Source organism: Nesiotobacter zosterae (assembly GCF_033843645.1).
Taxonomy (GTDB): Bacteria; Pseudomonadota; Alphaproteobacteria; order Rhizobiales; family Stappiaceae; genus Pseudovibrio; species Pseudovibrio zosterae.
The window spans coordinates 59425-80260 of record NZ_JAWXVZ010000015.1 but is presented as its reverse complement, the minus strand read 5'-3'; the positions used below and the strand labels follow the sequence as shown (position 1 = coordinate 80260).

Annotated in this window: 15 protein-coding genes; 13 read left to right on the top strand and 2 right to left on the bottom strand. The window is 55.4% G+C overall.

From position 1 onward, the window contains the following. The 3 genes from Q3Y58_RS18220 to Q3Y58_RS18210 all read left to right on the top strand — a co-directional run. The coding region (locus tag Q3Y58_RS18220; protein WP_319623244.1) for a dipeptide/oligopeptide/nickel ABC transporter permease/ATP-binding protein at positions 1–1898 on the top strand (1898 nt) is incomplete at its 5' end. Beyond that, positions 1895–2905: an ABC transporter ATP-binding protein gene (locus Q3Y58_RS18215; RefSeq protein ID WP_319623243.1), complete on the top strand. Its 1011-nt coding sequence runs from the start codon at positions 1895–1897 to the stop codon at positions 2903–2905. The genes Q3Y58_RS18220 and Q3Y58_RS18215, both read left to right, overlap by 4 nt. A gap of 30 nt (positions 2906–2935) precedes the next feature. After that, a complete protein-coding gene (locus tag Q3Y58_RS18210; protein WP_319623242.1) occupies positions 2936–3715 on the top strand; it encodes a FadR/GntR family transcriptional regulator in 780 nt (259 codons plus the stop codon). Positions 3716–4300: 585 nt separating this feature from the next. Here the strand turns inward: Q3Y58_RS18210 and Q3Y58_RS18200 are convergent. Next, positions 4301–5284 (bottom strand): hypothetical protein, encoded by a 984-nt coding sequence (locus Q3Y58_RS18200; RefSeq protein WP_319623241.1) that lies wholly within the window; start codon positions 5282–5284, stop codon positions 4301–4303. 2222 nt (positions 5285–7506) lie between these two features. On the opposite strand from Q3Y58_RS18200, the gene Q3Y58_RS18195 reads away from it, so the two are divergent. The 8 genes from Q3Y58_RS18195 (at position 7507) to Q3Y58_RS18160 (ending at position 16537) form a co-directional block, all read left to right on the top strand. Beyond that, positions 7507–8859 (top strand): AAA family ATPase, encoded by a 1353-nt coding sequence (locus Q3Y58_RS18195; RefSeq protein WP_319623240.1) that lies wholly within the window; start codon positions 7507–7509, stop codon positions 8857–8859. Continuing rightward, positions 8856–9956 (top strand): plasmid partitioning protein RepB, encoded by a 1101-nt coding sequence (repB, locus tag Q3Y58_RS18190; RefSeq protein ID WP_319623239.1) that lies wholly within the window; start codon positions 8856–8858, stop codon positions 9954–9956. Before Q3Y58_RS18195 ends, repB begins: the two co-directional genes overlap by 4 nt. 256 nt (positions 9957–10212) lie before the next feature. Beyond that, complete coding sequence (gene repC, locus Q3Y58_RS18185) at positions 10213–11490, top strand: plasmid replication protein RepC (RefSeq protein WP_319623238.1); 1278 nt, start codon at positions 10213–10215, stop codon at positions 11488–11490. A gap of 291 nt (positions 11491–11781) precedes the next feature. Continuing rightward, positions 11782–12759 (top strand): SEL1-like repeat protein, encoded by a 978-nt coding sequence (locus Q3Y58_RS18180; RefSeq protein WP_319623237.1) that lies wholly within the window; start codon positions 11782–11784, stop codon positions 12757–12759. A 343-nt stretch (positions 12760–13102) separates the two neighbouring features. Beyond that, positions 13103–13492, top strand: a complete 390-nt coding sequence (locus tag Q3Y58_RS18175) for a hypothetical protein (protein ID WP_319623236.1) — start codon at positions 13103–13105, stop codon at positions 13490–13492. Positions 13493–13901: 409 nt separating this feature from the next. Next, positions 13902–14471 (top strand): Abi family protein, encoded by a 570-nt coding sequence (locus Q3Y58_RS18170; RefSeq protein WP_319623235.1) that lies wholly within the window; start codon positions 13902–13904, stop codon positions 14469–14471. A 137-nt stretch (positions 14472–14608) separates the two neighbouring features. Beyond that, on the top strand, positions 14609–15058 hold the full coding sequence (locus tag Q3Y58_RS18165; protein ID WP_319623234.1) for a hypothetical protein: 450 nt from the start codon (positions 14609–14611) through the stop codon (positions 15056–15058). A gap of 102 nt (positions 15059–15160) precedes the next feature. Beyond that, positions 15161–16537 carry an MFS transporter gene (locus Q3Y58_RS18160; protein ID WP_319623233.1) on the top strand — a complete coding sequence of 459 codons (1377 nt, stop codon included), beginning with the start codon at positions 15161–15163 and terminating at the stop codon, positions 16535–16537. A 22-nt stretch (positions 16538–16559) separates the two neighbouring features. Here the strand turns inward: Q3Y58_RS18160 and Q3Y58_RS18155 are convergent, their stop codons facing one another. Further along, the gene (locus Q3Y58_RS18155) at positions 16560–17813 is read right to left on the bottom strand and encodes a lipase family protein (protein ID WP_319623232.1); all 1254 of its coding nucleotides are present in this window, start codon (positions 17811–17813) and stop codon (positions 16560–16562) included. Between the two features lie 528 nt (positions 17814–18341). On the opposite strand from Q3Y58_RS18155, the gene Q3Y58_RS18150 reads away from it, so the two are divergent. After that, on the top strand, positions 18342–19415 hold the full coding sequence (locus Q3Y58_RS18150; protein ID WP_274220134.1) for a LacI family DNA-binding transcriptional regulator: 1074 nt from the start codon (positions 18342–18344) through the stop codon (positions 19413–19415). Between the two features lie 26 nt (positions 19416–19441). Beyond that, on the top strand, positions 19442–20791 hold the full coding sequence (locus tag Q3Y58_RS18145) for an ABC transporter substrate-binding protein (RefSeq protein ID WP_274220135.1): 1350 nt from the start codon (positions 19442–19444) through the stop codon (positions 20789–20791). Positions 20792–20836: the final 45 nt, after the last annotated feature.

Below are 20836 nucleotides of genomic sequence, written 5' to 3'. Positions count from 1 at the left end.
CAAAACCCAATCGTCCCGGCACGGCGGCACTATTGCTTAACAATACGCTGGCGACATGTGGTCTCGCCGTTCTCTTGGCGATCTGCCTGATTGCCCTTGCCGCACCGATCCTGCCCCTGCCCGATCCGGATGTCACAGCACCGGCCAACCGGTTGATGCCTGTCTTCAGCGAGGGGCACCTTCTGGGTACGGATCATCTGGGGCGGGATCTGTTGTCCCGTCTGATCTGGGGAACGCGCGTGTCGCTCGCTGTCGGCCTGTCGGCAACGGCAATTGCCGCCTTCTTCGGGTCCATGCTGGGCCTTGTGGCCGGATATGCGGGCGGGCGCACGGACGCCATCATCATGCGCGGCATCGACATGGTCATGGCCTTTCCCTACATCCTGCTCGCTCTGGCCATCGTCGCCGTGCTCGGCCCGGGGCTTTTGAACGCGCTCTACGCCATTGCGCTGGTCAACATTCCCTTCTTTGCGCGCAACATTCGCGGCATCACACTTGGCCTGTCTCGGCGCGAATTCGTCGATGCAGCGAGATTGTCTGGAAAATCTCCATTCCAGATCCTGTTTTTTGAAATCCTGCCCAACGTGCTGCCGGTGATCGTGATCACCATGTCGACCACCATCGGCTGGATGATCCTGGAAACCGCCGGTCTGTCGTTTCTGGGCCTCGGCGCGCAGCCACCACAGGCGGACCTTGGCTCGATGCTCGGCGAAGGCCGGAAAATCCTGTTCACTGCCCCGCATGTGTCTATCATTCCGGGGCTGATGATCTTTGCGCTGGTCATGAGCATCAACCTGTTCGGCGACGGCGTGCGCGACATTCTGGATCCGCGCCTGAGGGCGGGATCGCTGACCCGTCCAGTGGCCCGCACCGCGGTTGAGCGCGAGGCAACCTCCGTGCTGGCACCTTCAAGCGACGACGGTGTGCTCGATGTGCGCGCAATGCGGACCGAGTTTCAGATCGGCTCGTCGGTCTACAAGGCGGTCGGCGGTGTGGACCTACATTTGAAGCAGGGGGAATGCCTTGGCATTGTCGGCGAAAGCGGCTCGGGCAAGTCTGTCACCGCCATGTCGATCATGGGGCTGGTGCCAACGCCACCCGGCCGGATTGCTGGCGGCGCGGCCTATCTGGAGGGCGAAGACCTGTTCGCCGCCAGTGACCGGCGCATCCGGGATTTGCGCGGCGGATCAGTCGCCTATGTCTTTCAGGATCCGCTGTCGACCCTCCATCCGCTGTTCACTGTGGGCGACCAACTCAAGGAAGCCATCAGCACGCACCAGCCCCTGTCCGGCAAGGCGCTGGCTGATAAAGCTGTCGAGCTGCTGACGCTGGTCCGCATCCCGAATGCAAAGGAGCGCCTGTCCGTCTACCCACATGAACTGTCGGGTGGCATGCGCCAGCGGGTCTGCATTGCTATGGCCCTTGCCAATGACGCGAAGGTGCTGATTGCCGATGAGCCGACCACGGCGTTGGATGTCACGGTGCAGTCGCAGGTGCTCACCCTGATGAACGGCCTGCGGCGTGAAAAGAACACGGCGGTGCTGTTCATCACCCACGATTTCGGTGTCGTCTCGGCTTTGTGCGACCGGGTGGCGGTGATGTATGCGGGCAAGATCGTGGAAACGGGTACGACCGCCGATGTGCTGTCCAACCCGCAGCATCCCTATACCGCGAAGCTGATCGATTGTGTGCCGGTGTTGGGCCAGCCGGAACGCCGGGTCGATGCCATCGAGGGCCGGCCGCCGGTCGTGAACAACCTGCCGGAAGGATGCGCCTTTGCCGCCAGATGCCCACGCGTGCAGGCCGAGTGCTGCCGGGGAGAGATTGAACTTGAAATGACCACAGGTGATCGCGGCGTACGGTGCCGGTTTCCCCTCAAAAAGGGAGAAGACGCATGAACCAGCATTCCTCTCCACGCTCCGGCGGTGCCCCGCTGCTGGCAATGACGGATATCGAACGGGTATTTGGCGGCGAACGGAAGCTGTTCGGCGGGCGCAATCCCGCAGTGCATGCGGTTCAGGGCGTAAGCCTTGATGTAAAGCGCGGCGAAACTCTGGGCGTTGTCGGGGAATCCGGCTGCGGCAAGTCGACCCTCGCCCGCCTCGTTACTGGGCTAGATCACCCCACATCGGGAACAATCACTTTTGACGGCCAGGACCTAAGCGCCTTGTCGCGGCAGGACCGCAAGGCGCTGGTCCGCAAGGTCCAGTATGTGTTTCAGGACCCGGTCGCCTCGCTCAATCCGCGCAAGACCATCCGGTCCATTCTGGAAGCGCCCCTGAAACATCTGACGGATCTTGATGCAGATGGCCGCGAAAAGCGGCTTGCAGAGATGCTAGAGGCGGTGAACCTGGCGCCTGAATTTCTCGAGCGCTATCCGCATGAGTTTTCCGGCGGCCAAGCACAGCGGATCGGCATTGCCCGTGCCCTCGCCGCAAAGCCGGAGCTGATCGTGCTGGACGAACCCGTTTCGGCGCTTGACGTCTCAGTGCAGGCACAAGTGCTCAACCTGCTCGACGATCTGAAGGCCCGTTTCGGGCTGACCTATATTTTCATCAGCCATGACCTGTCTGTCGTAGAGAGCGTGAGCGACAGGGTCGCGGTGATGTATTTCGGCCGCCTTGCGGAAGTCGGCCCGGCCCGTCAGATTTTTCGCGCGCCGCTGCACCCTTACACGGATCTTTTGATGCGCTCTGCCCCGGCACCCGGGCGTCACAACCTGATGTCCGAGGATGCGGCCGCCGAGTTGCCCGATCCCTACGACCCGCCCGACGGTTGCGCCTTTGCGGCCCGGTGCAGCCAAAAGACGGATCTCTGCCTCACGGAAAAACCGGCTCCAGATTGTGGAAAGGGTACAGATGGCACTCATTTTGCCGCTTGCCATAATCCCTTGCCCCCGGCATAAGCGGAAAAAACGAAACTTGGTCAAACCTTCATGACTGCACCAGACCGCACAACCGATTTCAAAACAGGCAAAAGACTGCGGCGGCCAGATGTTGTGGCACAGAAGATACGCGAGAAAGTTCTCGAGGCTGGCCTGAAGCCAGGAGATCGATTGCCGCACGACTGGATCGCACCAGAGGTTGTAAAGGTTTCTAGGGGAACGCTTCGAGAGGCTTTGAAGGTTTTGGAGTTTCAGGGCCTTATTACCAGTCGCAGCGGGCCCGGTGGAGGCGTGTTCGTCGCCGCGGTTAAACCGGGCGAAGCAATCCGACTGCTCGACAATCTGTTTTTGTTTTCACCCCCGTCGATCACTGATATTTACACCCTACGCAAGCAGTTAGAACCTGAGCTTGCAGCATCTGTAGCAGGTCGCTTGACAGAGTCAGCTTTTTTGTCGCTGCAGTCTTTTATCCGTTTATATGAAGACGAGCCCAAAACCGTGGAGGAGGAATACGCGCAGCGGCTCGCCGAACTAGATTTCCATGAAGAACTGACGCGGCATTGTCCGAACCCGATCCTCGCATTTACCTGTTCATTCCTGCTCAGTCTGCTCAAAGACATGACGATTTGCCGCTCAATCTATCGAGAGACAAACCCGGACTTGAGAGAAACAGGCCTGCATTATCAAGTCCAGCTGTTAAGAGCCATAAAGGCCGGTGATGCCGAGCTTTGCCGCATGATTATGCGAGGCCATATGATCGAAGCTGAAAAATACATGCTTGCAAGGGCTGTGATGCAAGGACGGGCCGAGGACCAGAACGAAACAAGCTAGAAGCCGCCGCAACGAATGACCGTAGGAAGTGGAAAGCCTTTCGCCGATCCCATTAGAGTGGAACCCGCTTTTCGTTGAAAATTACCCAGCTTCAACCTCAGGTTGACAGCATTTGCTTTGCTATCTGTAGGGTAGCGGTAGGGCTCATACGGCCATTTCAAGTCAGTTGGCGGGTGTGATCCCACCTGTGCCATGTGTAGCTTTGGTTGTTGTGTGTCCATAGCCAGTTTGGCCCTCGACAAGGGTGGTTTTTTAGGCCGGATTGGACGCAGGATCGGCATTGCCCGCGCCCGCACCAAGATTGGCATGGCGAACCGTGTCTACAATCTGCGCCGCTATGTCTGGCATCAGGGGCGAAGTGCGCCCGCATTCCGCCGCAAGCGGCCACCAGCCTTCAGGCCAAACACTGGAAACCCAGGCCGCCGACGGCTATCAGCCAAGCCGTCAGCTCACCGGCGCACCCATCATCGACAAAAAACCGGCAATTCGAGGTGGCCAACTGACCTACAGCGTCAGCCTGCGCGTTGACACAGGTTTCGACGTGGATTTGGCGTATCGGCAATACGCACTCTACCCATTTCTCAATCACCTTATATTGAAGTATTCAATCGTTTCATCAAGGTTTTTATCGAATTTTGAAATGTACTCAAATAATTTGCTGTCTTTATAGGTTGAGTAATTTCTCAAAACGAAATAGCCATCATAGTTGCGGTCTAAATATCCGTCATATATTTTCTCAATATGGTCGTCGCAATTACTCAAATCGTAATTATTGTGCTCTCTTAATAGATAGTACTGGAGCTCAAACGAGCATCTGCGATCAAAAATCCCAAGCCTTCTTAGGATGATAACCTCGTCGAAGGCTCCGTGAACGTGCTTGTTTAGCGCTTCTTTGAAGTAATCTCGGTCGGTTAGGTAAAAATATTTGAGGGAGAGGTAGTAATCTAATTCGGATGTGTAGACAGAATTGCTGGCAAGTTTTTGAGGGCATGCGTTCGTCTTGCAAAAATCTGTGCTTTGCTGATCTTTAATAGCTTGAAAAGCCTTGTACAGTTCTGGATCTATCGCGAAATCATTTGGGTAAATGGGAACGCCGTCTGACTTTTTCTCAACGTTTGAATGGCTGGCGACGATGTTGATCAAATGCTCGTATTCGGGAGTGCCTGCTTTTGGTTGCAACAATAGAAGCAGCCTGCGTAAGTAATTATCCATTTCAATTGGGTCGCTAAAAAGCTGATATTGCCCTTTATAAACAATTTGCTTTATATGCCATTCGTAAAACTTAATAGGAAACCGGTAAACTATTGGTGACAAGTCGAAGTTATCAATGGTTGTATCTGAGGTTTGTATCTCATAAATCAACGTGGCGCATTTTTCATTTACATGCCACAAATAGTAGTTGACGGTATCTCTGCTTAAATCAAATAGCCTCTTCGTCTTGTCAAAGTCGCCCTGTTGGCACCCCTCAAGCGAGTCCTGAAATGAAAGCTTTTCGGCAGCAGTCAGACCATGACCAAAAGGGAGGCACATCAATATCAATACATAAGTCACTCTTATAAAATTCAGCATTGCACCACTCTACAAGCTTTCAATCAGACTGAAGCGCCAACCAAAAAATACTAGGCTTCCCTGAAGCTTAACATCACATGAGGTCGATGACACAGGAGGTTCCTGATAAAACACATATCGCAGCATCAAGTGCTACGTTTTGAGTACATCGTCTGTCTCTCAAGTGCTGGGCCCACAATAGCGCCGCCTGCCCCTGCGACTTCTCTGGTAAACGCTTCACCACCCTTGTTGTAACCGTCTACGAGGTCCGGCACTTCTGATAGGCCAGCAACTGTACGCCCTGTAACTTTTAGGGCGGTACTTGCGAGTTTATCGGTGCCCTTCAACATGTTTACTACGGCCCCTTGGCCAGCAATGTAAGCGCTGACACCACCCGCATAGAGGTCGTATGAACTAGAAGTACTTGAGGTCGGTGAGTTTTCGGTTGTATTGGTAAGGTAGTGTTTATTCTTGACTGTAGCCTGTAAGTCTCTTCAAATTCCAAAGAAGAATTGCGAGAATTAGTGAAAAATTCAAGGAGATAATGGAAATTATTATGGAGTACATATAAAAGAATAGCCATCCAATGTTGCGTCCTTTCATTGTAATGAAGCCGTTCTCACAAGAAAAAACTCCAAAATAAATTATAATGGATCCAATCATTATTGTAAAAAGTGCTAGTTTGATTGGGAATGTACGAGATACTTTGTTAAATTGAAAATGGTCTAGATACAAAAAGGTAAGAACAAAAAGAATAGGCAGTAAGCCAAAGAATATCAACCAAGAGAAGTTCGTCGCATACTTAAACTTCCATGCGCGTTCCGTAAAGCCGCAGGCCTGAAGTGCTGCGACATTTTTTGGTATTGCAGGAAATCCGAAGTCAAGATTCATGATGAAATCATGGAATACATTGAGTCCAAAAAGATCAACTGCCAAAAACAGAGACAAAAACAGAACACCGGGGAAAAAAACGAGTAGTTTAGAGGATTTATTCGTTTTGTTTTCATGTCATTTTTACCAGAAATTCTGAAATACAATTCCAAGAGTCTATAGAATGGCTGCCATTTCAAACTCCGGCTCGCCTGTGGCGCTGCGATGGCGGATGGTATCCATCTGTGTCGCTGTAATTATTACTGTTCATGTTTGCACCCAAGCGCTTTGAAAATTAAACGGTATGTAAAAATAAATACCGAAATTGACAAAAGGAAGAATAATTGAATACACAAGCAGTATAAATAGTAGAAAAGCCAGCCAACTTGATAGCCGTACTGTATAAATTCCCCATCAATACATTGAGAAAATGATTTAAAAATAATACTGTATCCCAAAAATGTATAAAAAAGATATAGTATAATCTTCTTCCTGGTCCCAAATACGCTATAATCTAGGCGAGACCTAGATAGATAGGTAAGCAAAAGCAAGACTGGTAATAAGACAAAAAACATCAACCAAACCAAATTGGCTGCGTACTCGAATTTGCGCGCACTCTCCAAAAATCCGCAGGCGCGAAGGGTTTGCGCCTCTCCTACAATTGCAGGAAATCCAAAATTTAGTTCACTAAAATAGCCCAAAAAAAGATCGGGCCCAAATACATCTACGGCAATGAATAGCAACAAAAACAGAGCATAGCTCCAAATGACAAAATGGACTAGAAAGTTCATTCGTTTTGTTTTCATACTTACTTTACCATACATTCGTGGGGCATCCTCGTGCCCAAACCTGCTATCTTGCCCTTAGAGCGCTGTTGTTGGGCCTACATTGCAACAGGCATCCCTACACACTCATTTCGCTGCTTAAACCAATAGAGGACGACAGCCAATCCCGAAGAAACCCACTGTGAGCTTTGCAGGGTGTTGGTTTGAGCTGCAAACTTGAAATTGAGTGCATGCAAAACCGGCAGCTTGCATCCAGGTCCGCTGCAAACCCCTCGCATTTCCATGGCCGATCGCTTTGAGAAAAGAGTCGGCTCTTTCCCCGATTCCCGCCGGAAATTCACTTCACGAGAAACGTTATCTCCTGTTATTTTTCGGTGCATGGGCTGTTGAAGCGCGGGCGAGCGTCAGTTAAAAAATCTTTAAATATCAACGTACTAAAGACCCCTGCCCTGCTGCCTGCGGCGGTTCGTTAAGGGGCGGGGTGGCGGGTTAAGGTTTCGTTAACCAAAGCGCCGTTGACTTCAAAGCCAGAAGTGCGGATTATTTCTTGAATTCCTGTTTATTCAAAAAATTCGGATCATTTGAGAAATGGCAGCCAGCGCATCAGAACACGGCCTCATGCTTTCACAGATGAAAGCAGACCACAAGGCGTTGTCCAGCACGCTGGCCGCCCTTGCCCAGTCTCAGTTCCCCCCCAAAGCGCAGAAGATACTGCGCAAGTTTCCGGCGTCTGAAGCGGCAAGCTATCTGGGCATCACCCCGCGCTATCTGGCGCTTTCTGCCGACGAAATGGGCCTTGAGATTGCCAAGATCGGCCGCGGCGAACGCCGGTTCTACTCTTTGGAGCAGATGAACCAGATCCGCCGCTATCTTGCGGAAAAGGCGGGAGATGATGCGGCCAAGGCGCTGAACTACGACCCGCGCCGCCGGGAAGGCGATGATCTGCAGATCTTCGCCTGCTCCAACTTCAAGGGCGGCTCCGCCAAGACCTGTACTTCCGTGCATCTGGCCCAGTATCTGGCCCTGCACGGCTACCGCATCTTGCTGGTGGATCTGGACCCGCAGGGCTCGGCCTCCTCCATGCTGGGTGTGGTGCCAGAGCTGGTGGCCGAAGACGAGAGCCTTTACGCCGCCATTCGCTATCAGGACCCGCGTCCGCTGCGGGAGGTGGTGCAAAAAACCTATTTTGACAATCTGGACCTTGCGGTGGGCAGCCCGTTCCTGACGGAGTGGGAGTTCTTTGCCCCGCACTACGCCACCCTCGCCGGCCAGGAAGAGCCCGGCATTCGCAATCGCATTGCCGACATTGAAGACGAGCGCAAGCAAAAGGGCATTTCCAACGCCCGCCTGCGGGAGCTGGAGGATGAGCTGGCCCGTGAAAACGCGGCGCTTTCCGACTGTTTGCAGCGCAAGCTGTATTTCACCCGTTTGCAGCTGGCCTTTGAAAATGTAGAGCCGGATTACGACGTCATCATCTGTGACACGCCGCCCAGCCTTGGGTATCTGTCCAATGCCGCTTCGTTTGCCGCGGACCACCTTTTGGTGACCATCCACCCGCAATGGATCGACTGTGAGTCCATGGCCCAGTATCTGGCCACCTCCATTGCCCACAACGAGTTTTTTGAGGAAACGGTCGCCAAGCAGCTGGGCCCGGAATATCTGGCGCCCAAGAGCCTGCAGTATCTCATCACCCGCCATGACAACACCAGCCGGCCGGAAACGGATGTGGTGACCATGCTGCGCAGTCAGCTGCAGAACGTGCTGACCAACACCATGTTGCGCAGCTCGGCCATTGCAGAGGCAGGCAACGTGCAGCAGACCCTTTATGAAGCCGACCGGACCAACTTTAACGGCAAGACCTATGACCGGGCGCTGGACTCGGTGAACAAGGTGAACGGCGAGATTGAAGACCTGCTGAAGGCCTATTGGGGACGCTCATGAACGACAAGCGCAAACAGAACAAGAGCAAGCTCAGCGCCATCATGACCGGCAACAACGCCGCCATGGCGCGCTCCGGCCCCGCCGCCGAGCCGGAAGACGTGCGCCCGAAGCCACGAGAGAAAAGCGCCGTTGGCCGGTTGGGGGCCGCGCTTCATTCCCTCACCGAGCAGCGCACGGAGCCGGTGGACCCGAGCCTTGTAATCAAGAACCTGGACGCCAAGCTGCTGCTGCCGTCGCTGGCGCTGGACCGCGCTTTTGAGCTGGTGGACGAGGAGCTGGACACCTTGGTGGAGAGCATTCGCCAGAACGGCCAGCAGGTGCCGGTGCTGGTGCGCCCTCACCCGGACCGCGCCGGATACTATCAGATTGCCTATGGCCACCGCCGGGTGAAGGCCTGCCAGCAGTTGGACATTGCCGTGCGGGCCGTCGTGGAAGAGATGAGCGATGAGCAACTTGTTATCGCTCAAGGCAAGGAAAACGAAGAACGCAAAAACCTGACCTACATTCAGCAATGCTTCTTTGCCGCCGAGCTTTCCAAAACGTTTACCCGCGATGTGGTGGCCGCCGCCGTGGGCGCGGGCGACAAGACGCGGGTGTCTAAACTCACCAGCATCATTCGCCGGGTTCCGGTGGATCTTATTGAATCCATTGGCTCTGCGCCGGGCATTGGCCGGGTAAAGTGGGAAGCGCTCGCCAAGGCTTGTGAAGAGGAAAAGCTCCCTGCCCGCTTGCGAAAGAGCGTGGCCAGCCTGAAGGCCTCCGGCAAGTGGGAGGCCATGGCCAGTGCCGATCGGTTCGCGTGGTTGCACGATCTGGCTCTGTCCACCGAGGTCACTGACGGGGAGTTATCCCCCTCCCCCAACGAGGAAGTAAACTCACGCCTGAAGGCTGGCTCTGGCAAGGCCGTTGTGTTGAAGGCAGCGGACGGCAAGCCGCTGGTGGAAGCGCGCGGGACGCGCACCTTCAAGATTGTTTGGCAGGATGAAGCCCGCGCGGCGGCGTTCTCCAGCTTCTTGAGTGGCAAGATGGAAGCGCTCTTGAAAGAGTTTGAGAAAGAACACACGAACGCCGGTAAGACCGAAAGGGACACGCCATGAGGTAGGCTGGAAAAAATTAGGCCCTGCAGACGGCAATCTGCAAGGCCTGAATTCAAGAGGCATTCAGAGCCGCAACTCCGAAGTACCCGACTAGCACTCTCACCGTACTTCGATGCGCCGACAAAATCAATCGCCTTCACGCGGAGGCGAATCGATTTCTTGCGCCCTGCCCTCTGAACCGCTGGAAACATGTGGAGCACGTCATCAAACGTGCGTTTTAAACGCGTCTTCGAACGGGACGTGGGAGGGTTTTGCTATGCAAGATTCAACGGGTGTGGCTTCATTCCGCAAGCTGACCCCTGCCATGATGCGCGCACAGCAGTTGGCGCTGGCCAATGACATTGTTGAAACCAGCAAGGGCGAAGTGGCCATGGCTTTGAAGAAGGCCGCCCCTGCCCTGGGCATCGACGGCACTTGCTATCACATCCTGGACATTCTCATTGGCTTGACGGTGGCAGACGACTGGCGCCCGAACCGCAAGCCCATTGTGGCCATTTCCAATGAGAAGCTCGCTGAATATGTGTGCCGCTCCAAGCGCACCGTCATGCGCTGTCTCAAGCGGCTGGTGGAAGCGGGTGTGATGGCCTATCGCGACAGCCCAACCGGGCGGCGCTATGTTCACCGCGGCGAGTTTCACAAGGGCAAGCTGGGCGAGATTGAGCGCGGCTTCGGGTTTGACTTTTCACCGGCGCGCCAGCGTGTTGCTGAGTTGAAGGAGCTGGGCGAAGCGTTTGCGCGACGCTTAAAGCAGGAAAAAGACGCCCGCCGCACGGTGAACCGGTTGCTGCGTTCCATTGAAGACATGGCCGTTCTGGCGGCAAACGAAGGCTTGGACTTTTCTGAGGTGTTGCACGCGGTCAATCAGGCCAAGGATGCGCCCATGGGCATTGTTCAAAAAGCAGAGGTGATGCAGGGCCTCTATGAAATGGCACTGGGCGCGTTTGCAGCTCAGGAGGCTGAGTGTGATGCGAATGCCTGTTCTTCTTTTGAAGAAACGCCACCCGCGGGTGACATTTGCGACACCCCTTATAATAATACAAACCCTCAATCTCTTGAAAATATTAGTATAAAACGGAGATCGGCTCACGCCGATCCCTCAAATCATGAAGATCCCGACAAAGCCGGGATCAAGCGGGCTTTTGAAAAAGCACCTAACCGCAAGGTTCGGGCCAAGTCCTCTGAGCCTTCCCAGGAAGACAAGCTGCAAAACATTTCAGTTGGACTTCTCAAAACGGCGCTAACAGAACTTCAGGTGACGCTTGGGGTGGAGTTCAATCGCTGGCAGGATGTTACGGCTCACACCACGGAGATGGCGCTGCTCATTGGCTTGTCTCAAGCCGGGCTGGCTGAAGCTGAAAAGCGGGCAGGGGGCTATGTGGCGGCCGCGGTGTTGGCAACCACCGCCGAAAAGGCGCTGCGCGATCCGGAGTTGATCTCCAGCCCAGGCGGGTATTTCCGCGCCTGCATTGACCGGGCGATGGATGGTGAGCTGGCCTTGCACAAATCTCTGTTCGGCTTGGCAAACGGTGCTTGAACGCGTGCATCAAAACCGGTGAGGGGTGCACGCGTGCACCATTTCGCAAAAAGACATTATAAAACAATGGGATAGGTTTCTTACCCCGCCGCAATCCGCCGTTCAGCGTTGAAATTGCACGCGTTCAGCGTTGGTTTGAACGAAACGCGGATGTTGAGCGTTCAAACGGGTAGGGAGGTGTGTCTGCGTTTCATGCCGGCATTTGGGTGCCGGATCTCCAATAGGTTGTAGCGCGTCTGGTCAGGCGCTATCATTGCGGGATAATCCTGTTATTTATCCAGCGAGCAGCCCATGCGATTTCTTATTCCCCTTGTTCTCGTTGTTGCTAGCCTTGTTGGTTCGGCACGAGCAGAAACTTTTGTTGAGACCTATCTTCGAGCTCAAGGGGGGGATGTGGAGGCTGCGTTCCGTCTGGCGCAATACTTCGAACAACAGAAGGAACAGGTTCATCACGAAGCGGATGCCTTGCATTGGTACAAAATGGCCGCCAGGCAAGGACAGGTTGAAGCCCAGGTTTTACTCGCTAAAAAGTATGCTGAAGGCGAGGGGGTCGTTAAGAGCTCTGTCCGCACGCTCAGGTGGTATCGAATGGCGGCAGAACAAGGTCACGTTGGGGCTCAATACGCGCTCGGTGAGATGTACTATCTAGGCAAGGGCGTTCGCCAGAATTTCCCACGCGCTGCAAAATGGATGCGGGCTGCGGCTTTGCAAGGGGATTTGGAGGCGCAAGTGATGACGGCGTTTTTTTATGCCAGGGGCAGGCGCGTTCTACAGGATAGCGAAAAATCGTTTCAGCTTTATCGCCTTGCAGCATGGAGGGGGCACCATGAGGCGCAGGTCCGCCTCATGAATTTGCTGCTGGATGGTAACGGCGTAGAGAAAGATGAGCGTGCAGCATTTCGATGGGCCCTAAAAATTGCGCGAAGGGGGGCTGACGAAGGCCAGTATCAAGTCGGTGCCGGCTATCTGTTCGGCAGGGGTGGGGTGGCACGCGACCCTCAAAAAGCAATGGAATGGTTCATGAAGGCCGCGGAACAGGGAAACTATAAAGCGAAGCACAACATCGGCGTGATGTACGAGCATGGCGATGGCGTCAAACAAAATTTGCAAATGGCCTGCATGTGGTACACCATTGCCGCTTTTTGGGGCTCGCACAGATCCGACCACCATCTTCGAAAATTGAGACCGGTTCTGACCGAAGAACAATATGTAGAGGCCAGGCGTTGGGCCTTTCAATACATGGAAGCAAAGGGGGAAGCTGCGCGTTGATGATCCAACCAGTGTGAGATCCGTGAAGACCACGGTGCATGGTCCATTGAACAAACCGTTCCGCAAAGAGTTAGAGCCAGCCTTCAAGTTTCAATAGGGCAAGAAAAAGCAGGTACTGAAGCCTCAGTCCAAGTGTGCTGCCCGAGAGCAAAGAGTCTCACGCCAAGGCGCCTCTGGAATGATATACGGGGCCCACTACAGGGGGAGTAAATGGGACAGATACTGGAACACGCCGTGGAATATGAAACCGTTCGCCGTCTTGGTGAAATGTTGAGAACGACGACAGAAGAGTACAAGGACTACCGAGTCCTACGCGCTTTTCACCACTATCGTGTGCTGGGTGATGCAACGAGCACGTACGCCGGCTAATCGGAATGGACCCGATGATGTGCAGGTGCGTGAAGTTGGGATTGCCTTGCAGGGAGTTCGGATCAGTGATGAACCATGGATTGTAAACGACCTTCCAGCAATGACTGCATATGATTTTTTCGTTGAGTTTCGCAATGCCGTCGCCCACGGTGATGCACGCAGGATCAAGCCGTTGAATGAGGGGGACGTTTTAACTGGTCAGATCATTCCAATTGCAGGACGGTCGCTACGACTAAGGCGCGCCGATATGCAGCGGCTTGGAGGCGAACTTGCAAAGCTGTTTTGCGACACGATGGCTCAATATGAGGAAGAAGGCGACCTGAGAGCACGTGCTGCAAAGATTGAGCGTGAGGAACCTGGTTGAGCGACGTTTCCCAACTGTAAGTTTGTTCCTGCATCCAATCTCGCGAGACGGTGCATCGGCACAACCGCCCTAAGATCCTAGGGGTTCAAGCCTTATCAAGACTCTGCTCTATTCTCGTTTGATGAACGAGGTAGACCGCCCTGATGTTGCTGAGGGCCGGGCCAACACCCTGACCATGAGGGGTGGAGTAGGGCAAGGCCAGTCGTACGCTAGCCGCGTTGCAGAAATCGCCGTTGATTGTACTCATGCAATTGTGCGAGGATCGGGATCTATTTCATCCACTCTTCATTTTCGGGCAGAACCATCACATTGGGCTCGCACAACTAATTGACATTTTGAGCATCTTGGGCACATAGGATCCAACAGACCCGCCACGCCTCTCAACGAGGCGCAACAGGTGGGTTTTTTATTGTCTACAATACCCTATCAAAAACCAGCTCTTGATATCGATGCGCAGCTCAACCTGTTGGAGCAGCGCGGCATGATCCTAGAGGACCGTGCCCGGGCGGAGCACTATCTGGGCTTCATTGGCTATTATCGGCTTTCGGGTTATTGGTTTCCCTTCCAGTATCGCGATGATGGTCCAGATCATGACAATTTCCGCCCAAGAACAAAATTTGATAGGGTTCTCGACCGCTATGTGTTCGATCGCCGTCTGCGCCTGCTCATCATGGATGCTGCCGAACGGATAGAGGTTTTCCGGCACGCCCAACCACAGGACGCATCAACAGCACCAGCGACTGCCACTTCATCACCTTTAGCCAATAACAATGTCGCACCCAGTGTCTCGCACCCGGCCAAGGTTGCAGCAATCTTTGATTGCGCCTCGGCAACACGGGCGTCGAAGATCTTCTGTGCCTCCCCGCCAGACCGACCGATCCCACGATCCGGTCATGGGTTTCGACAACGGTGTCAGCGATGGCGACCGACCACTCCACAACACAGGTCGCAAGAATGGCCAAACGGCGATCACTCGTGATGTCTCGCAGCCCATCTGTGAAGTACCTTTCGCCCTCGCGACTAAATTGTGTGACCCGGTGTGCAGGAACATCGTCCAGGATTGCGGGAGATAGTGCAATCCGTTGCAGAAATTCCAACCGGTCGAGTTGGCGGTTGATGTCGGCAGAGTTCTTACCCACCTCGAATTGCCGCAACCAGATGAACCGGCTGCCCCGGGCGTTGGCCAATGAGGTCAGTCAGGATCCGGGCGGCGATGCGCTGGCCATTGCTCTGAAGGCGCTCAATATCAGCGAAGCCGTGGCCGGAAACATCTTTGTCCGCCGGCTCGGAAGCCGCATGGGACTGGAGCAAATCCGCGGCTTGATGCGCCTGCACGCCCGCCTCAGCTTGTCGGTCGCGCAAATGCTGGTGAGAAGTTGGAGCCAGGCCGCACCGGCCAGCACACAGCCCGCGCATCATGCAGCGTTCACCACCGAGACCGACGGCAAGGCCCGGCTGCGCGGCACGTCCGATCCGAACCGCACCCAAACGACAGCGCCCCGGCCGCAAACCGGTACGGGCCTCACCGTCCAGCGGCAGACCGAAACCGGCAAGCGCAGCGCTTGAGGCTGTGTAGCGAGCGCCGCTCCATCTGTTTCGTTTAAGGCGGTTTCGTTTTGGGCGGTTTCCCATTAGCCTCCAGCGGGTCGTCAAACAGGAAACACGGTCATGAAGCCTCTGTCGGATGAAAACCGGAGCTTGTGGATCATCTGCTCCATGGGGACTTTGTCCGGTCTGGTCTTGCTCGACGAAACCGTGCTCGGTGTCGCGATCCCGTCCATTCAGACGGCCCTCGGTCTGTCTCATGGCACGACGCACTGGATCGTGAATGCCTATTTCCTCACCTTGACCTGCCTGGCCGCGCTGGGTGGAAAGTGTGTCGACCTGTTTGGCTTGAAGCCCGTCCTGATTACCGGCGGAACTGTTTTTGCCCTTGCAAGCCTTTTGGCGGGATTGGCCGAGAGCGGACCCATGCTGATAGCCATGCGGGCGCTTCAAGGGGGCGGGGCGGCCCTGTTGTTTGCTTTGTCACAGGCCGGCGCCAACATGGCGTTCCCGCCGGAAAAGCGGGGTCTGGGCATCGGAATTTATGCCGCCATTGCAACAACATCCCTTGCCATCGGTCCACTCATCGGCGGCGTTATCACACATTACGTCTCATGGAACTGGGTCTTCTGGCTGAACATTCCCATTGTCGCACTTGCCGGGGCGATTGCCTACAGTGTCTGGAAAGAACCGGACCACCCGCCAGAAAAAACAGGTCTTGACTGGGTAGGCGGGCTCTTGATGCTCATCGGCTTGTGCGGGCTCGTGTTTGCACTGATGGAGGGCTCCAGCCTCGGGTGGCTGAACATCATCGTGCTTGCGAGTGCTGCCGCTGGCCTCCTAGGCTTGTTCTTGTTCGACCGGTTTGAACTGCGCCAGCGCAACCCCCTGATTGACGTCCACCTGTTTCGGGTGCCCGCGTTCACATCGGCCTGCTTCGTTTTCATGTGCTGCCAATACGTCATGATCGTGATGGCGGTCTTTTTGCCGATCTTCCTGCAATCCGAAATGGGCTACACGGCAGCCCAGGCCGGCTTGGCGGTGGTCCTCGCCGTGGTACCAATCCCCCTCATCTCTGCCCAAGTCGGCCGGCTTGCCGACAAGATCGGCTCGAGGCCGATCGTGATAACCGGAACCGTTCTGGGAGCGCTGGCCACTGTCTGCCTGGCTGTCCTGATGCCGCTGAAGTCCTATTGGCTGTTTGCGGGCGCGCTGGTCCCCTGGGGCATTGCGATGGTGTGCATCGCCGGACCTTCGCGCCGGATCGCGGTCAACTCTGCACCGGCCAATGAGCAGGGCCAGCTGAGCGGAACGGTTGTTACCATCAGGTTGCTCGGGTCGACCATCGGCGTGGCCGCCTCAAGTGCGATGCTGACAGCCGGTTTCAGCATCCCCTTCGTGTTTGGCGTATGTGCCGCGCTGCTGTTGGCGGCATTTGCCACCGCCATGTTCTTACTGTCCGAGGCTCCGGCGCAGCCTAGGGAGCCCGGCGCGGCCTAGGCTGCCCGGTGCAGGTTTGGCCTCACTGCTTGACAGAGACCGTTGCGACGGCCGCCTCTATATCGGAAATGAGATTGGCGGCCCGCAAACGCAGCATGTCGAGCTGTTGAACGGTTTCACGCGCACCGACTTCGCCGTACCAGAAGAAATGGTTTCCCGGAACACGCGCATTCAATGCCCCGGAAGTCGCATAATTCATCCGGTCCATCAGGCTTTGCCAGTTCGCCGGATCAATATCCTCCGACTTTGACAGGACCGGCAGCACAATGTTCCGGTAAAGATGCTGGATCTGGTAAATGCCCCAGTTTCCGCGATCAGTGAGCGCGTGATCGTTGTCCAGAACCTTGTTTCCCGAGATTGTCACCACGAACGGAAAATCAGTCACTTTCAACCCGCCGGTGTCGGCCAAGGACCAATCCAGATCTTCGACAAACTCGCCATTCTCATAGCGCGATGCCATCATGATCGCATTCATCGCCACTGGAATGTCGCCCAGCACCTGGCTCTCGAACGTGTCCCAGGGCATGATCGTATGGCCATTCATCGCGTCCTGCGCCAGAACGTATTTCTTGAACAAGTCGTAGAATTGCGGTGCGGCAGACAGCCCATTTTCCGCCTTGGATATTGCGCCGGGCGCGGCCAGGAGCAATGGGATCGGCGGGGTCGACGCGATGGACACATAAAGGCTCATGTCGAGGCCGGCCGCCTGAGATGCCTCATAGACCGATTGTGCAATTTGTCCGCCGGCACTCCAGCCGAGCACAATGATCTCGCCTGAAAGACCATTCTCATCGGAAAAATGCTTGGCAACTGCGGCAACCTGCTTGCCCCAATCACGGATCGAAAACGCCGGATAGACGTTGGAATAGACCTTGTTGCCCGTCGGATAGGACGCACCGAGGAACGAATAGCCCTCTTGAGCAAGCCAGTAGGCCAAAAAATCCCGCTCATTTCCGCCCGGATAGCCATAGGCGACGCGTGCCAGATGAAATCCGCCCGGCACAAAAACGACCAGAGGTTTGTCCGGATCGCCTTTCTTGAAATAAGACAGTGTCTCAATGCCGTTGGTGGTCAGCATTTCCTCGCCCGGGTATAAGCCCTGAGCATCCGGGAGCTTCTCCACTGTCCAGGCGCCAGTTGCATGGCCAGGCGAAGAAAACGCCAGAACACCAACAACAATAAACAGAAACAAAGTGCTCTTGATTCCTTGCATGCCGTGCTCCTTGCCGGTGGCAGACCGCGCAAGTGCATCCTCTGAAAGGTGCAGTTCGTTCAAGCCCGACATTCTCCAAGTGGCCTGCGGTCTGACGTGAAGATCGCCGGATTTTGCCAGCTGATCAAGCGTTTTCCGCCTCCAAGGAGACGCTGAGAGAACTGTTCGGGCGGATTTCCATGTGACGAAAGAAGCAGCCGCAGCGCTGATTGTAGGCGGAGTGACCTTGCCTGATTTATAGGGCGGTCAGGCTGGATCGAGCCCCTTGAACCCAAGCGGGAGAGGAGCATGTGCCCTGCGCCGTTCGTGGCTTGAGCGACTCAGTTGTATCGGGTTTGCCCCTTCAAGGGGCGGGCCGCACCTTCATTATGACTGTTTCTGCGGGAGGTGAGGGGCGGTTTTTTAAACAAAGCAACCTGTTCTCCATGCACCGAAACCTTGTTTCGTAGAAATGCTGAAAACAATAAAAATACCGCACCGAAACCGATTTTGTTGACTTCCAAAACCGATTTTGTAGTCTTTTATTGGGAGATCCGAACAGCATGAAGCGGAAAAAGCTGCAGCGTTTGGAGGTAGACGGGGAGAAGGCGGGTGAAAGCCGAGACACGAGCAGTGACCATTGCCGATGTTGCGCGCCATGTGGGCGTAGCCAAGGGCACGGTGTCCCGCGTTCTGAACAACTACAGCGATATTTCCGAGGCCACCCGGCAACAGGTGCTCAAGGCCATTGAGGAGCTTGGTTATCGTCCCAGTTCGCTCGCCCGAAACCTGAAACGGGGCCGTGTTGATACGGTCGGCATGGTGCTGCCGATCGCCGGAGCAAATGCCACCAATCCGTTCCTCTCCGAATTTCTGAACGGTATTTCCTACGCCTTCAGCAAACTGGACAAGGACCTTCTGGTGTCTACTGCCGCAACGGCCGAGGATGCCCTGGCGGCCTATGGCCGTATGCTTGCGGCACGCAAGGTGGACGGCATCATCATCACTCGGACGCTCTATGAGGACCCGCGGGTGGATTATCTGCTGGAGCGCGGCGTGCCATTTGTCACCCACGGTCGGGACAGCAGGTGTAGCGAACACGCCTGGTTTGATGTCGACAATGAGGGCGCGATGCATCAGGCCGTTGCCCATGCCTTCGAGTTGGGCCATCGGCGTATCGGTTTCATTGGGGGCTCATTGAAGTGGAACTTTGCGCGCCAGCGCGATGAAGGCTACCGCGCTGGTCTTGAAGACTGCGGCTTGGTTTTTGATCCGGAGCTGACTTGCACCAGCGAACTGAGTGAACAGGGCGGTGAAGAAGCTGCCAAGGCGCTGTTGATGCAGGAAGCTCCGCCAACAGCGCTGTTATGCATGACCGATGAACTTGGCATTGGCGCCATCAACTGCGCTCGAAAGCTGGGCCTTGAGGTGGGTGTCGATCTGACAGTCATTGGGTATGACGCCTTGCCGGTGGGTGCTCATCTGGACACCCCGCTTACCACTTTTGCCCAGCATATGGAGGATGCGGGCAAAAACATTGCGCGGAGCCTCGACGCCATTTTGCGCGGCGATGATCCGCAAAACCATCAAAGGCTGGTCCCGGCCGCAATGGTTCGGCGTAACTCGGACGGGCCACCCCGTCTGAGCTCGCAAGACCTTGCGGGGAAGATCAGAAAAGCAATTTAGATCCTGTAACGTAAAGGGAGGAAGTTATGTTCAGGAAACAGAAGCTATTAATGGGAACACTTGCCGGTTTCATGGCAATGGGCATGAGCTCGGTGCAGGCGGAGGACCTGCGGTTCTGGACCACGGAAGAACAGCCGGAGCGCCTGGCAAAACAGGCGCAGATTGCCGCTGATTTTGAGAAGGCAACTGGCATTTCCGTCGAGATCATTCCGGTGACCGAAAAGGATCTGGGCACCCGTGCAACCGCGGCCTACGCCGCTGGCGACCTGCCGGACGTGATCTACCACCCGCTGCAATATGTTCTGCCGTGGTCGGAAGCTGGTATTCTGGACATTGAAGCCGCATCAGAAGTGATTGACATGCTCGGCGCTTCGACATTCGCGCCCGGCGCCCTGCAAATGGCCTCCTCTGAGGGTATTTACGCCGCTGTGCCCGTGGATGGGTGGACGCAGATGATCGTTTATCGCAAGGACCTGTTTGATGCAGCCGGCCTTGAAGCGCCCACCACCTACAAAGCCATTCTGGCAGCGATCGAAAAACTGCACAATCCGCCGGAGCAGTTCGGCTTTGTCGCGGCAACCAAGATCGACGAGAACTTCATGAGCCAGGTGTTGGAGCACGTGCTGCTAGCCAATGGCGCAACGCCGGTTGGTGAAGAAGGGTTCACCGGCTTTGACGAGAAGAAGCTGACTGAGGCACTGGAGTTTTACAAGGCCATCGCCAAGGCGTCTCCTCCGGGCGATCTGTACTGGAAGCAATCGCGCGAACTTTACTTCGCAGGCAAGGCAGCCATGATCATCTGGTCGCCCTTTATTCTTGATGAACTGGCCGGCCTGCGCGACAGCGCCCCGCCCACCATCAATGACGACCCGACATCTGGCGAACTGGCGTCCAAAACAGATGTCGTGACCACATTCTCCGGCCCGTCCAACCCGGCTGGTGCCGCGTGGGCGGACATTCGCTACTTCGGCATCACCAACGATGCAGACACGCAAGCAGCTCAGGAATTCGTGGAGTATTCCATGAATGAAGGCTACATGACCACGCTGTCCATCGCACCGGAGGGCAAGTTCCCCATTCGCCGGGGCACCCCGGAAAACCCGAAGGAGTTCGTGGAAGGTTGGGCCACGTTGCCCGTGGGAGTTGACCGCAAGGCGCCTCTCGCAGAGCTGTATCCAGAAGAAACCGTTGCCGCGATCACTACCGGTCTCGACACGGCGAGCCGTTGGGGAGTGGACGTCGGCCAGCTGGCCCTTGCCTCCAAGATTGTCAACTCGCAGGTGATCAACCGGTATACCCGCCAGTTCATCGATGACGAAATCGACGTGGCAACCGCTGTTGCGAAAATCAACGAAGAACTTGCCAAGGTCGACTGATGAAGCGGCCCGGATGCGCCCTTGAGTGGGCGCATCGCCCGCCAG

Excerpts from the sequence above, each read along its gene's own strand:
- Q3Y58_RS18215 (WP_319623243.1), top strand. The coding sequence starts at position 1,895 with ATGAACCAGCATTCCTCTCCACGCTCCGGCGGTGCCCCGCTGCTGGCA.
- Q3Y58_RS18210 (WP_319623242.1), top strand. The coding sequence starts at position 2,936 with ATGACTGCACCAGACCGCACAACCGATTTCAAAACAGGCAAAAGACTG.
- Q3Y58_RS18200 (WP_319623241.1), bottom strand. The coding sequence starts at position 5,284 with ATGCTGAATTTTATAAGAGTGACTTATGTATTGATATTGATGTGCCTC.
- Q3Y58_RS18195 (WP_319623240.1), top strand. The coding sequence starts at position 7,507 with ATGGCAGCCAGCGCATCAGAACACGGCCTCATGCTTTCACAGATGAAA.
- repB (WP_319623239.1), top strand. The coding sequence starts at position 8,856 with ATGAACGACAAGCGCAAACAGAACAAGAGCAAGCTCAGCGCCATCATG.
- repC (WP_319623238.1), top strand. The coding sequence starts at position 10,213 with ATGCAAGATTCAACGGGTGTGGCTTCATTCCGCAAGCTGACCCCTGCC.
- Q3Y58_RS18180 (WP_319623237.1), top strand. The coding sequence starts at position 11,782 with ATGCGATTTCTTATTCCCCTTGTTCTCGTTGTTGCTAGCCTTGTTGGT.
- Q3Y58_RS18175 (WP_319623236.1), top strand. The coding sequence starts at position 13,103 with ATGCAACGAGCACGTACGCCGGCTAATCGGAATGGACCCGATGATGTG.
- Q3Y58_RS18165 (WP_319623234.1), top strand. The coding sequence starts at position 14,609 with ATGTCGGCAGAGTTCTTACCCACCTCGAATTGCCGCAACCAGATGAAC.
- Q3Y58_RS18160 (WP_319623233.1), top strand. The coding sequence starts at position 15,161 with ATGAAGCCTCTGTCGGATGAAAACCGGAGCTTGTGGATCATCTGCTCC.
- Q3Y58_RS18145 (WP_274220135.1), top strand. The coding sequence starts at position 19,442 with ATGTTCAGGAAACAGAAGCTATTAATGGGAACACTTGCCGGTTTCATG.